We start from the raw sequence: 12,683 nt of genomic DNA on the forward strand, positions 1-12,683 counted from the left end.
TATACTTCTGGGAAAGACACGAACATCGCAGGTACGTAAATGACGCGCCCGGTTGTCGGCATCATCGGTAACAGTCACCTGATCAACGATCAGTATCCGGTCCACGCCGGCGGACAGATGAACTCGCGCGCGGTGGCGAAGGTCGCAGACTGCACGCCGCTGTTGATCCCGGCCGACCCCAACCTGCTGTCGGTGGACGAATTGCTGGCGGCCTGCGACGGTTTTGTGCTGACCGGTGGGCGGCCCAATGTGCATCCCGAGGAATATGGCGAGGCGGCGACCGAGGCGCATGGCGCCTTCGACCGGGCGCGCGATGCCATCGTGCTGCCGCTGGTGCGGGCCTGTGTCGAGCGCGGGCAGCCCTTCCTGGGGATCTGCCGGGGCTTTCAGGAGGTGAACGTCGCCCTGGGCGGGACGCTCTATCCCGAGATCCGCGACCTGCCGGGGCGGACCAACCACCGGATGCCGCCGGACGGGACGATCGAGGAGAAGTTCGCGCTGCGCCACGAGGTGACGCTGACCGAGGGCGGGCCCTTCGCGCAGCTCTTCGGGTCGAGCCGGGTGATGACCAACACGCTGCACGGGCAGGGGATCAAGGCGCCGGGCGCGCGGGTGGTGATCGACGGCCATGCGCCGGACGGCACGCCCGAGGCGATCTATGTGCGCGACGCGCCGGGGTTCACGCTGTCGGTGCAATGGCACCCGGAGTGGAACGCGGCGGAGGATCCGGTGTCGCGCCCGCTGTTCTGCGCCTTCGGTGCGGCCTGCCGGGCCTGGGCCGAAGGGCGCCGCGCGCTGCCGTTGCAGAAGACCGCCTGACCCCGAGGGAGGTGGGGGCTCTGCCCCCGCCGCGCCTTCGGCGCGCCTCCCCCGAGGTATTTTTGAACCAGAGAAGCCGGCAGGCCGGGCTTCGCGGTTCGTATTTCAGACCATCAGATCGAAGGCCTTTGCCAGCGGCAGGTCGCGGACGCGTTTGCCGGTGAGGTCGAAGAGCGCGTTGGCGAGCGCGGGCATCGAGGGCGGGGTGCCGGGTTCGCCGACGCCGCCGAGGCGCGGGTTGGCGGTGAGCACGCGCACCTGCGTCTCGGGCGTGGTGTGCATCCGCAGCGCGTCGTAGTCGGGGAAGTTCAGCTGATCGGCGGCGCCGCCGGTGAAGGTGATCTCGCCAAAGGCGGCGGCGGAGAGGCCGTAGATCATGCCGCCGATCATCTGCGCCTCGACAATCGAGGGATCGAGCACGGTGCCGGGGTCGCAGGCGATCCAGGCGCGGGCGATGCGGATGCCGGCGGGGGTGTCCTGCACCTCGATCACCTGGGCGACGGGGGTGCCGAAGCTGTAGCAGAAGGCGACGCCGCGGCCGATGCCCGCGGTCTTTTTCCCGGTCCAGCCCGACATCTCGCGCACGGCGGCGAGGCAGGCGGCGGAGGGGGCGTGTTCGTCCTTCATCAGCTGGTAGCGGAAGTCGAGCGGGTCGGCGCCGGCGGCATGGGCCATCTCGTCGAGGAAGCTGTCATACATGAAGGCGTTGAGCGAGGAGCCGACCGAGCGCCAGAAGCCGACCGGCAGGTGGACATCGGCGATATGGCCGCGGATGCGGTGGTTGGGGATGGCGTAGGGTTGGTCGAAGGCGCCTTCGACCAGTGCACGGTCGGGGCCGCCGCTTTCGAAGCCCATCATCCGCGCGCCGCCCTGGCGCAGGCAGGACTGCGCGGCGATCCTGCCATCGAGCAGCACCGCGCGGCCGTCCTTCACCGCGCCACGGAAGCGGCCGATGCCGCCGGGGCGGTAGAAGTCGTGGGACATGTCTTCTTCCCGGCTCCAGGTGAGCTGGACGGGCCGACCCTTGAGGTCTTTGGCGACGCGCGCGGCGTAGACGGAATAGTCGTATTCGCCGCGCCGCCCGAAGCCGCCGCCCATGTAGGGGGTGTGGACGGTGACCGCCTCTGGCTCGAGTCCGACAGCGGCGGCGCAGTGCTTGCGGTGCAGGATCGGGGCCTGGTTGCCGCTCCAGAGGATCAGCTCTTCGCCGGTGAAGAGGGCGGTGGCGTTCATCGGCTCCATGGTGGCATGGGCGAGGTAGGGGGCGGTGTATTCCGCCTCGATCAGCGTGGCGCCCTCGGGGAGGGTGTCGGCGTCGCCGTCGTCGCGCAGGGTCGAGTTGGGGTCGATGTCGAAGGCGGCGCGGATGGTGTCGAAGATCGCGCCGTGGGTGTCGGGGTGGGGGCTGGTCTCCCAGTCGATCTCGACCGCCTCGGCGGCCTTCATCGCGAGCCAGGTGTTGCTGGCGACCACGGCGACGCCGGTGCCGAGGTCGACGATCTTGATCACGCCCGGCATCTCGCGCGCCTTCGTGTCGTCAAAGCCGGACATGGCGCCGCCGATCTGCGGGTTGATGCGCAGGGCGGCGAAGACCATGCCGTCGAGGCGGGTGTCGATGCCGAAGGCGGCGGTGCCGGTGGATTTGCCCACGACGTCGATGCGGGGCATTGAGGTGCCGAGGTATTTCCACTCGGTCGCCGGGCGCAGGTCGACATCGGGGGGCGCGATTTCGGCCGCGGCGGGGGCGAGTTCGACATAGGTGAGGCGGCGGCCGTCCGGGGCGATGACGGCGCCGTCTTCGGTCTTGAGCTCGCTGGCCTTGAGGTCGAAGCGTTTCGCGGCGGCCAGTTTCAGCGTCTCGCGGGCGGTGGCGCCGGCGTGGCGCATCTTCTCGAAGCCGTCGGCCATGCTGGAGCTGCCGCCGGTGATCTGGGTCTGGAGCGCCTTGCCGAGATAGCCGGCCATGTCGCCGATGCGATCGGCCAGCGCGCCCTTGCTGTATTCGGGGAAGGGCAGGATGCCGCCGAACATGGCGTGGTTGTAATAGGCCTGGCCGGGCGGGCCGTGGATGACGCGGATGTCTTCCCAGGCGACGTCCAGTTCCTCGGCCACCAGCGCGGCCAGCGTGGTGTGGCTGCCCTGGCCCATCTCGGCGCGGGGCGCTATCAGGGTGACGCCCCGGGCGTCGATCAGCACATAGGGGTTGAGGGCGGATTCACCCTGGGCCGGTTGCAGCGGGTTGGCCATGCCCTTTTTCGCGTAATAGACGCCGAAGGCGACGCCGCCGGCGATGGCGGCGGAGCCGACAAGGAAGGTGCGGCGGGCGATCTTGCCGATGCGGGACATGGGATCAGGCCTTGATGGAGCGCGCGGCGGTATGAATCGCGGCGCGGATGCGGGGGTAGGTGCCGCAGCGGCAGAGGTTGCCCTGCATCGCGGCGTCGATCTGGTCGTCTGTCGGGTCGGGCGTTTCGGCCAGCAGCGCGGCGGCCTGCATGATCTGGCCGGACTGGCAGTAGCCGCATTGCGCGACCTGATGGTCGACCCAGGCCTGCTGGATCGCGGCCATGGCGTCGGGGGTGCCGAGGCCCTCGATGGTGGTCACCTCGCCCCAGACGTCGGACAGCGCGACCTGGCAGCTGCGCACGGCCTGGCCGTCGATCTGGACGGTGCAGGCGCCGCAGGCGGCGACGCCGCAGCCGTATTTGGTGCCGGTGAGGTTCAGCGCGTCGCGCAGGACCCAGAGCAGGGGGACATCGCCGGGGAGGTCGACGGCGTGCCGGGTGCCGTTCACGGTGAGAGGAATCGTCATGGGGCGCTCCTTATTCAGTGCTGACATATTTGCCTGAAAGTGTCAGTCTGTCAATTGACAAATTAACGCGAATATGTCAGAGCGTCGGACATGAACGGTGTAGCAGACGATGCGCGGCAGACGGCCATCCTGGAGGCGGCCTGGCAGTGTTTTGCGGCCTATGGGTTTCGCAAGACCTCGATGGAGGACATAGCGCACGGCGCGGGATTATCGCGGCCGGCGCTGTATCAGTATTACCGCAACAAGGAGGATATCTTCCGCCGGCTGGCGCAGGTATTCTTTGCCGAGGCTGCGGTGGAATTGCGCAGGGCCCTGAATGGTCCGGGAACGGTGCCCGAAGTTCTGGCGGCGGGATTTGCGGCGCAGGGCGGGCGCATTCTGGAAGCGATGCTGAAATCGCCGCACGGGATCGAATTGATCGATACCTCGCGCGCGGCGGCGCGGGACATTGCCGAGGCGGGTGAAGCGCAACTGGCGGCGATCTTTGCGGAGTGGCTGGAGGCGTCGCGGGCCGCAGGGCGGATCGGTTTTGCCGGCACGCCGCAGGAGGTGGCCGCGACCATGGCGGCGGCGCTGAAGGGGCTGAAGAGCGCGGCGCCAGACTATGACGTGTATCTTGCCAATCAGGAGCGGCTGGCCCATCTGATCGGCGGAGGGCTGGCGGCCGGAGCCCCCGCGAACCGGCCGGCTGGCGCACCCGGCAGGGTTGCGTAAGACGTATTCCAAACTTGCTTTTGCATGAATTCCATGCATTGATGTTCAGGTATTGCGCAGGTCATGTCGTTGGCCGCACAGGTACGGGCGCGTGAATTTCGTTAATTGCTGGCCGGCAATTGCGATCCGGAGAACGGGAAGGACTCTGGATTAAACCAAGGCATGGCAGTCTTTGGATCGTTTGAATGGCTTTGCGTTTCTCGCCGAATGCCATCTCAATACCTACCGGGACCGCAGTCAGTGCGAGACCGGGTGAATGTCGCGCGCGCAGATGACCGGCTCGGGGATGGCTTTACCGTCGAAAGAAGACCTTGCAGAAAACCTAGCTGCGCCCCTCGCCATCGTGGTCCGGGTGCTGGCCATTCTTGTCATCGCAGGCGCGCTGGTCATTCTGGCCCTGGGCTGGATGCTCGGGATCGAGCCGGTGGTGCGTTTGCGCGACGACTATCCTGCGATGGTGCCGGAAACGGCGATGACGCTGGTGCTGGGCGGAATCGGGCTGATGCTGATCCAGTCGCCGCAACACGAGTTGCTGGCGCGAGGACCCGGTGTGCTGATGCTGGTGGTGGCGGCGCATGGGTTTATCTCGGTCGGCAACGCGCAACCGTTCGATCCGCATGACGGCATGTCCGTGGCCACGGCGTTGTCGGCGGTGCTGGCGGCGGCGAGTCTGATCCTGTGGGACCGGGAGCGCAACGGTGCCCTGCGTGCGGTGCGCATCACCCTGGAGAGCTTCGGGCTGGTTCTGGTGATGGTGCCGCTGATCGGCTATGCGATGAACGCCGAGGCGCTGTTCGCCAATCCGATCTACACCAAGATGGCGCTGACCACGGTGCTGGGGTTCGGCTGCCTTTTCACGGGACTTCTGCTGAGCGATCCCGGCCATGGCTGGGTGCAGATTGTGCTGGCGCCGGACCCGGGCAGCCAGCTGCTGCGGAAGATGCTGCCCTTCCTGGTGCTGGTGCCGGCGGTCTTCGGGCTGGCGATGGCGCGGTCGTTCGATCTGTCCAGCGACAACGTGTTCCGGCTGTCGCTGCTGACCTTCTTCGCCATGGTGTCGACGGCGATGAGCGCGGTGTTCTTCACGCGCTATACCAACCTGTCCGAAAAACGCGCGGCGCGGGCGGGCGGCGTGCTGCGCGAGAGCGAGCAGGCGCGGCACGCGGCGGAGATTGCGCTGAGCCGCAGCCAGCGGGTGGAGGCGCTGGGCAAGCTGGTGGGCGGGGTGGCGCATGATTTCAACAATTCGCTCATGGTGATCATGGGCAATCTGGAGCTGATCGAGGCGGACAAGGACGAGACGGCGCGGCGGGCCTATGTCGCCGAGGCGATCAGTGCGTCGCGGCAGGCCGCGCATCTGACGCGGCAGCTGCTGGCCTATGGGCGCAAGTCGCGGCTGGAGGCGCTGCCCAATGTTCTGGATGACCTGACGTCGCTGACGATCACCATGTTCCGGCGGATCTGCCCGGCCGATATCGTGATCCACACCGATCTGGACGCAGCGCGTGCGGTGGTGCTGGTGGATGGCGCGAATTTTCAGCAGGCGCTGCTGAACGTCCTGATCAATGCTCGGGACGCCATGCCGAACGGCGGCGAGGTCTTCGTGTCGACGCGGACCAGTTATCTGGCCGCCCCGGCGCTGTCGGGCTATTGCGACGACGGCACCATGGGGCCGGGGACATTTGTGAAGCTGGCGGTGCGCGACACCGGCGTGGGGATGGATCCGGCTACGCTGGCGCGGGCGGAGGAGCCGTTCTTTACCACCAAGCCGGCGGGCGAGGGGTCGGGCCTGGGGCTGTCGGCGGTTTCGGGGTTCTGCCGACAGTCGGGCGGCGGGCTGCGGATGGCGAGCGAGCCGGGGGTCGGGACGACAGTGACGATGGCCTTTCCGCGGTCGAGCGAGCTGGCAACCGGGGTTTCGGCGCAGCCGCCCGCTATCGCGGAGCCGGTGCCGATGGCGCGGATCCTGATCGTGGACGACGAGCCGAGCGTGACGCGGGTGATGGCGCGGCAGCTGCAGCTGGACGGGCATCTGGTGCGGGTGGCCCAGAGCGCGGATCAGGCGCTGACCATTCTCGAGGTGGAGCCGCTGCCCGAGCTGATCATCACCGATCTGATCATGCCGGGCACGATACAGGGGCATCAGCTGGTCGAGATCATCCTGGAGAAATACCCCGGCGCGAAGGTGTTGCTGATGTCGGGTTATGAATCAGAGCGCCGCCGAAAGGAGCTGGCGCGGGTGCCGCCGCTGGCCTTCCTCCAGAAACCGATCGACCGCGCGACGCTGCGGATCGCGGTGGCCCGGGCGCTGGGGATCAAGTGACGTCAGGGCGGTATACGATGGTATCCCGTTAAGATATTGAAATCAAATAACAACTTCCCATAGGGGCGGGTGTGGTCTAAGCTGCGCGGCATCCTTGGACGAGGCCGCCATGTCACCCATCGCCGATCATCCGCTGCGCTATGAGCTGAGCAACGAATTGCACGCGCGGCCGTTCCCGGCGATCCCGGTGCCGGCGACAGTGGTGTTCCTGGCGGTCAAGCAGCCGGTGGATGCGGCCGCGCGCGACCGGGCGGCGGATGTGGCGCATCTGGTGCAGCTGCTGGACCGGCACGGGGCGGCGCATCCGCAGCCGGGGGCGACGCATTACTCGGGCCAGATCGGGCGGCATGTGCTGAAGTGGGAGCAGCATGCCGAGTTCGTGACCTATACCGCCTTCTGCGAGGGGCTGCCGGCGCGGCCCTTCGATCCGGCGGATTTCGGCGTGTTCCCGGAAGACTGGCTGGCGGCGGCGCCGGGGCAGCGGATCACCTCCATCGTGATGCGGCTGGAGGCCTGGCGGGAGGATGCGGAGATCGGGGCGCAGCTGGACGACTGGTTCGTGCCCGAGAGCCTGGCAGTGGCGCGGGTGCTGGACGACGCGGCAGTGATCGCGGGGGATTTCCGGATCGACACCGGCGGGCACATGCGGTTCGCGGTCTTTGCGCGGCCCGAGACGGGCACCCGCCGGATCGGGCGGGTGGTGCAGCGGCTGTGCGAGATCGAGACCTACAAGGCGATGTCGATGCTGGGCTTTTCGCGGGCGCGGGCGCTGGCGGGCAAGATCGGCGGGATGGAGGGGCAGCTGAACGCGCTGATGGCCGAGATGCGCGACGAGGTGACGCCGGCCGAGCGGACGCTGGACCATCTGCTGACCGCCGCCGCCGAGATCGAGACGACGGCGACGCAGGCGGCCTTCCGGTTCGGGGCGACGGGGGCCTATGAGGCCATCGTCAACCAGCGGATCGGGGCGCTGCGCGAGACGCGGTTCATGGGGCGGCAGCTGTTTTCCGAGTTCATGATGCGGCGCTATGAGCCGGCGATGCGCACGGTGAAGGCGACCGAGCGGCGGCTGGAGGCGCTGGCCGCGCGGGCGACGCGCACGGGCGACCTGCTGCGCACGCGGGTGGATGTGGAGCGCAGCGCGCAGAACCAGGCGCTGCTGGCCAGCATGGACCGGCGCGCGGACCTGCAGCTGCGGCTGCAGGAGACGGTGGAGGGGCTGTCGGTGGTGGCGATCAGCTATTACGCCGTCTCGCTGGTGGGCTATCTGCTGTATCCCCTTGCCGAGGCGACGGAGCTGAGCAAGGGGACGTTGCAGGCGGCGGTCACTCTGCCGGTTGTGGCGCTTGTCTGGTGGATGGTGCGCCGTATCCGGAAGCGGATCGGCTAAGCAGTGCGTTCATCCCTAGCGCGCCGCCGGCGATGGCGAGGATGGCGAGGATCGCCGCGAGGCTGAGGGTCGGGACGCCGGAGAGACCCGCGCCCAGGGTGCAGCCGCCGGCGAGCACGCCGCCAAAGCCCATCATCACCGCGCCGGCGAGGTAACGGCCGGTCTGGCGCGGGGCCTCGAAGCTTTGCCACTGGAAGCTGCCGAAGCTGAGCGCGGCGGCGAGGGCACCGAGCAGCACGCCGGCGACGAGGGCGGGGCCGAAGCCCGGTTCGATGGCGCTGGAGGCGATGGTGTAGAACAGGCTTTCGGCGGCGGGCGAGGTGAAGGAGAGGCTTTCCATCGCGATGGGCTCGAACTCGTCCATCAGGACATAGCCGGTGCCGATCCAGCCGAGCGGGACCAGCAGGCCGATCAGCAGGCCGCCGAGCAGGACGAGGGGGCGGTTGCCCGAGCGCAGGGCGACGGCGATCCCGCCAAGCGCGATCAGCGCCGACCAGAGCAGCGCGCCGCCGGGCAGGGCGGCGAGCGAGACGGCGTCGCCGAGGTCGACGGTATACTGGCCGAGCGTGGTGCGCAGCGGGGCGAGCACGCCTTTCAGCGTGGCATGGGCGGTGATGGCAAAGAGCACGACGACCAGCGCGGCGCGCAGGTTGCCGGTGCCGGTGAGTACGGTCAGGCGCGAGATGCAGCCCCGCGTCAGCACCATGCCGGCGCCGAAGAGCGCACCGCCGATCAGGATGGCGAGGGCGGGCAGGGCGGGGGCCATGAAGCGGTGGTCGGCGAAGCTGATCCAGCCGGCGGCGACGGCGGCCTGGGTGCCGATCACGGCGGTGGCGAGCGCCATCAGCCAGACGCCAAGCGCCTGTTTGCGGTCCTCGCCCACCAGCGAGCGGCGGAAGCAGAATTTCGTCCGTTCGGCGAGCAGGCCGAAGAGCAGGCCGAGGCCGAGGCCCAGCCAGACCGAGGCGGCGCGGGCGGTGATATCGAGGCCGAGGGTTTCGAACATCTCAGGGGCTTTCGGGCGAATGGAGAACGATTTCCCAGATGGCGCAGAAAGCTGTGGCAATCAAGCGTCGATCCGGGAGGCGGGAGGTGAAAACCGGGAAGATTTCCCGGTTTCGGGCGCCCCGCGCGCGGATTTTCCCGTTGCGGCGGGAAGTCGGGAACGTGCGTGCGGGGATCTTGCCCCGGGGGTGGAAGGGCGTTCTTATTTCGGGCGGGTCGGGGGAACGGCGTTGTTTTGCGGTGGGTGGAGTGCCGGGCCGATCCGGTGCGGGAGGTGGTGCGAGGAGGTGGTGGGCAGATTGCCCACCCTACGCGGGGGGACGGGGAATGGCGTTGTTGGGCGGTGGGCGGAGTGCCGGGCCGATCCGGTGCCAGAGGTAGAGGGCGGAGGTGGGCAGATTGCCCACCCTACGGGTCAGACTTCGCCCCAGATCGCCTCGGCGGTTTTTACCACCAGTTCGAGCTTGCGCTTCTGGTCGTCGGGCGTCACCGCGTTGCCTTCCTCGGTCGAGGCGAAGCCGCATTGCGGCGCGATGCCGAGCTGGTCGAGGTCGCAGTATTTCGCCGCCTCGTCGAACTTGGACTTCAGCCAGTCGAGGCTTTCGAGCTCGGGGGTCTTGGTGGTGATGAAGCCCGGCAGCACGCGCTGCTCGCCCTTGGGCAACAGGCGCAGCGGTTCCAGGCCGCCGGCACGGTCGGTGTCGTATTCCATGAAGTAGATGTCGACGCCGGTGGAGAAGATCGCCTCGGCCGCGGTGTCATAGGCGCCCTCGGCGGCGTGGGTGGAGCGGAAGTTGCCGCGGCACATGTGCATGCCGATGACCATGTCGTCGGGGCGGTCCTTGATCGCCTCGCGCATCATCCAGGCATAGCGGTCGATCAGCCAGTCGGGATCCTGCCCGGCGGCCTGCTTGGCGGCGCGGTGCTTGGGGTCGCAGAGGTAGGCGAAGAAGATGTCGTCCATCTGCAGGTAACGGCAGCCGGCCTCGTAGAATTTCGCCACCGCCTTGGCATAGGTCGCGGCGAGGTCGTTGAAGATCGCCTGGGGGTCTTCCTTGTATTCCTGCGGGTGAATGTCGTCGGGCGCGGTGCGGAAGTGACAGCAGGAGGGTCCGGGGATCGAGATCTTGGGCGTCACGCGGGTGTGGTCGGCCACGAAACGGAAGTGGTCGAGCATCGGGTGATCGTCGGGGAAGTCGAGCTTGCCGGTGATGGTCGGGAAGATCGGGCGGAGCTTGACGCCGGCGAACTGCACGCCCTCGTCGCGTTCGACCAGATCGAGGCCGGTGAGCATCCCCATGAAGTCGTAGTGCCAGAAGGAGCGGCGGGCCTCTCCGTCGGTGACGGCCTTGAGGCCCACGTCCTCTTGCAGCTTGATCAGCGCCGGGATCTCGGCGTCTTCCACCGCCTTGAGGTCGGCGGCGGAGATGGATTTCTCGACATAGTGCTTGCGCCGCGCCTCGGCGATGGCGGCGGGGCGCAGCAGGCTGCCGACGTGGTCGGCGCGATAGGGAGGGGTGGGCATGGCTCGGGTCTCCTCGATTGCCCGTCCTGACTATCGGCCGCGGATGCGTGGATCAAGCGCGTCGCGCAGACCGTCGCCGAGGTAGTTGACGCTGAGCACGGTCAGCGAGATGGCGAGGCCGGGCCAGAGCACGCGCTCGGGGTAGAGGTCCATCCGGTCGACGCTGTCGTTCAGCAGGCGGCCCCAGGTCGGGAAGTCCGGCGGGAAGCCGAAGCCGAGGAAGGAAAGCGCGGATTCGGTGATGATCGCCACGGCGATGCCGAGGGTGGCCGAGACCATGATCGGCGACATGACGTTGGGCAGCAGGTGGCGGATGACGAGCTTGGAGGGCTTGGTGCCGATCGACTGGGCCGCGAGGATGAACTCGCGTTCCTTGAGCGCCAGCACGTCGCCGCGCACGATGCGGGCGGTGTGCATCCAGCTGGTGACGCCGATGAGGCCGACGACCAGGACGAAGACGCCGCCCTCGACGCCGAAGGTCTTGGACAGCGCCTCGCGGAAGAGCAGCGAGGCGACCAGGATCATCGGCAGCAGGGGCAGGGCGAGGAACAGGTCGGTGAGCCGCATCAGCAGCCCGTCGAGGCGGCGGAAATAGCCGGCGACGACGCCAATCAGAGTGCCGAGGAAGATCGACAGCAGCATGGCGGTGAGGCCGACAGCGATGGAGACCCGGCCGCCCTGCATCATCCGGGCGAGCGTGTCGCGCCCGAGGTTGTCGGTGCCGAGCGGGTAGAGCCAGCTGACCTTGGCGGTGTCGTCCCAGAGCGCGACGTAGATCGGCCGGGTGTCGCGCAGGTTGATGAACTCGCGCCCCTTGGGCAGGTATTGCGCGTCGACCCACCAGACGGCGGGGCCGACCAGCACGGCGAGCACGATGGTCAGGAAGATGATGCCGCCGACCAGCGCGCCCTTGTGCTGCTTGAACTGGTCCCAGACGTCGAGCCACTGGCTGCGCGGCGGCGCGCTGGGGACGGTGTCGGAGAGGGCGGCGATGCGCTGTGGAGGCGGATCGTTGGGGGCGGCGTCAGTCATAGCGGACCCTCGGGTCAAGGACGCCGTAGAGGACGTCGGCGATGAGGTTGAAGACGACGATCAGCACGGCGAAGATGAAGGTGAGCGTATGCACCATCGGCAGGTCGTTGGCCTGGATCGCCGAGATCAGCGCCTGGCCGATGCCGTTCACGGCGAAGACCTGCTCGGTGATGATGGCGCCGCCGAAGATCGAGGGGATGCCGAGCGCAATCACCGTCACCACCGGGATGAGCGAGTTGCGCAGGACGTGGACCATGACGACGGTATATTCCGACATACCCTTGGCGCGGGCGGTGCGCACGTAGTCCTGGTTGAAGTTGTCGAGCATCGAGGCGCGCATGAAGCGGCTGATCTGGGCGGTGATCTGGAGCGTGAGCACCATCACGGGCAGGAACATCTGCCGGATCTGCATGCCGAGGCTTTCGAAGTCGTCGACCACCAGCGTGGTGTCGTAGATCGAGGGGAACCAGTGCAGGTTGACCGCGAAGATCACCACCATCAGCGGGCCGGTGAAGAAGGGCGGCACGGAAAAACCGATCATCGTGACGAAGGTGCCGAACTGGTCGAAGATCGAATACTGGCGATAGGCCGAGTAGATGCCGACCGGGATGGCGATGATGATGGCGAGCACATAGGCGACGCCGACCACCCAGAGCGTCTGGGGCAGGCGCTGGACCACGAGGTCCATCACCGGCGAGCGGGTCTGCCAGGAGATCACCCGCAGCTTGCCGTCCGCGAAACCGGTGCCGAAGATATGGTCGAACAGCACCTGCGGTTCGATCCAGAAGAACTGGACCACCCATTTGACATAGCGGATGTGGATCGGTTCGCCGAGGCCGAGCGCGATGCGCATCTTCTCTTTGACTTCGGGGGGAACGGTGAGCGGGACCTGGGCCATCGGGTCGCCGGGGGCGAGTTCAAGCAGCAGGAAGATCACGAGGCTGATGAACAGGAGCGTCGGTACGGCCAGGACCAGACGCCTTATGGTGAAGGTCAGCATGGGCGGAGCCTTTGCGGCTGGAGCGTCTTTTTATTGGCCTGTCATGACGTCCCGCCCCGGCGC

10 protein-coding genes are annotated in these 12,683 nt (G+C 67.6%); 4 read left to right on the forward strand and 6 right to left on the reverse strand.

Going from position 1 to position 12,683, the window contains the following annotated elements; translation table 11 throughout:
- The first annotated feature begins 39 nt into the window (after positions 1–39).
- Entirely contained in the window at positions 40–819 is a 780-nt protein-coding gene (locus ACFO5X_RS16500) for a gamma-glutamyl-gamma-aminobutyrate hydrolase family protein (RefSeq protein WP_380718879.1), read from the forward strand.
- A 105-nt stretch (positions 820–924) separates the two neighbouring features.
- On the opposite strand, the gene ACFO5X_RS16505 is transcribed toward ACFO5X_RS16500, so the two are convergent.
- Together ACFO5X_RS16505 and ACFO5X_RS16510 are read right to left on the reverse strand one after the other, a co-directional pair.
- Positions 925–3,165, reverse strand: coding sequence for a xanthine dehydrogenase family protein molybdopterin-binding subunit (locus ACFO5X_RS16505; protein ID WP_380718881.1), 2,241 nt, complete (start codon positions 3,163–3,165; stop codon positions 925–927).
- 4 nt (positions 3,166–3,169) lie between these two features.
- Entirely contained in the window at positions 3,170–3,631 is a 462-nt protein-coding gene (locus tag ACFO5X_RS16510) for a (2Fe-2S)-binding protein (RefSeq protein WP_380718883.1), read from the reverse strand.
- A gap of 90 nt (positions 3,632–3,721) precedes the next feature.
- Here ACFO5X_RS16510 and ACFO5X_RS16515 point away from each other — a divergent pair, with 90 nt between their 5' ends.
- The 3 genes from ACFO5X_RS16515 (at position 3,722) to ACFO5X_RS16525 (ending at position 8,058) form a co-directional block, all read left to right on the forward strand.
- Complete coding sequence (locus ACFO5X_RS16515) at positions 3,722–4,345, forward strand: TetR/AcrR family transcriptional regulator (protein ID WP_380718885.1); 624 nt, start codon at positions 3,722–3,724, stop codon at positions 4,343–4,345.
- A gap of 256 nt (positions 4,346–4,601) precedes the next feature.
- On the forward strand, positions 4,602–6,668 hold the full coding sequence (locus ACFO5X_RS16520; RefSeq protein ID WP_380718887.1) for a response regulator: 2,067 nt from the start codon (positions 4,602–4,604) through the stop codon (positions 6,666–6,668).
- 109 nt (positions 6,669–6,777) lie between these two features.
- Complete coding sequence (locus ACFO5X_RS16525) at positions 6,778–8,058, forward strand: DUF3422 family protein (RefSeq protein ID WP_380718889.1); 1,281 nt, start codon at positions 6,778–6,780, stop codon at positions 8,056–8,058.
- Here ACFO5X_RS16525 and ACFO5X_RS16530 read toward each other — a convergent pair.
- From ACFO5X_RS16530 to ACFO5X_RS16545, 4 genes are all read right to left on the reverse strand, one after another.
- Complete coding sequence (locus ACFO5X_RS16530) at positions 7,994–9,064, reverse strand: YeeE/YedE family protein (RefSeq protein WP_380718891.1); 1,071 nt, start codon at positions 9,062–9,064, stop codon at positions 7,994–7,996. The two genes, ACFO5X_RS16525 and ACFO5X_RS16530, sit on opposite strands and share 65 nt — an antisense overlap.
- 414 nt (positions 9,065–9,478) lie before the next feature.
- Positions 9,479–10,588: a 5-methyltetrahydropteroyltriglutamate--homocysteine S-methyltransferase gene (locus tag ACFO5X_RS16535; RefSeq protein WP_380718893.1), complete on the reverse strand. Its 1,110-nt coding sequence runs from the start codon at positions 10,586–10,588 to the stop codon at positions 9,479–9,481.
- Positions 10,589–10,618: 30 nt separating this feature from the next.
- Complete coding sequence (locus tag ACFO5X_RS16540) at positions 10,619–11,620, reverse strand: ABC transporter permease (RefSeq protein ID WP_380718895.1); 1,002 nt, start codon at positions 11,618–11,620, stop codon at positions 10,619–10,621.
- A complete protein-coding gene (locus ACFO5X_RS16545) occupies positions 11,613–12,620 on the reverse strand; it encodes an ABC transporter permease (protein WP_380718897.1) in 1,008 nt (335 codons plus the stop codon). The genes ACFO5X_RS16540 and ACFO5X_RS16545 overlap by 8 nt, the downstream gene beginning before the upstream one ends.
- Positions 12,621–12,683: the final 63 nt, after the last annotated feature.

This window comes from Seohaeicola nanhaiensis, assembly GCF_042654245.1.
Classification (GTDB): Bacteria; Pseudomonadota; Alphaproteobacteria; order Rhodobacterales; family Rhodobacteraceae; genus Seohaeicola_A; species Seohaeicola_A nanhaiensis.

Bases quoted from the DNA above. Each gene is read 5' to 3' on its own strand.
- ACFO5X_RS16500 (WP_380718879.1), top strand. From the start codon at position 40: ATGACGCGCCCGGTTGTCGGCATCATCGGTAACAGTCACCTGATCAAC.
- ACFO5X_RS16505 (WP_380718881.1), bottom strand. From the start codon at position 3,165: ATGTCCCGCATCGGCAAGATCGCCCGCCGCACCTTCCTTGTCGGCTCC.
- ACFO5X_RS16510 (WP_380718883.1), bottom strand. From the start codon at position 3,631: ATGACGATTCCTCTCACCGTGAACGGCACCCGGCACGCCGTCGACCTC.
- ACFO5X_RS16515 (WP_380718885.1), top strand. From the start codon at position 3,722: ATGAACGGTGTAGCAGACGATGCGCGGCAGACGGCCATCCTGGAGGCG.
- ACFO5X_RS16520 (WP_380718887.1), top strand. From the start codon at position 4,602: ATGTCGCGCGCGCAGATGACCGGCTCGGGGATGGCTTTACCGTCGAAA.
- ACFO5X_RS16525 (WP_380718889.1), top strand. From the start codon at position 6,778: ATGTCACCCATCGCCGATCATCCGCTGCGCTATGAGCTGAGCAACGAA.
- ACFO5X_RS16530 (WP_380718891.1), bottom strand. From the start codon at position 9,064: ATGTTCGAAACCCTCGGCCTCGATATCACCGCCCGCGCCGCCTCGGTC.
- ACFO5X_RS16535 (WP_380718893.1), bottom strand. From the start codon at position 10,588: ATGCCCACCCCTCCCTATCGCGCCGACCACGTCGGCAGCCTGCTGCGC.
- ACFO5X_RS16540 (WP_380718895.1), bottom strand. From the start codon at position 11,620: ATGACTGACGCCGCCCCCAACGATCCGCCTCCACAGCGCATCGCCGCC.
- ACFO5X_RS16545 (WP_380718897.1), bottom strand. From the start codon at position 12,620: ATGCTGACCTTCACCATAAGGCGTCTGGTCCTGGCCGTACCGACGCTC.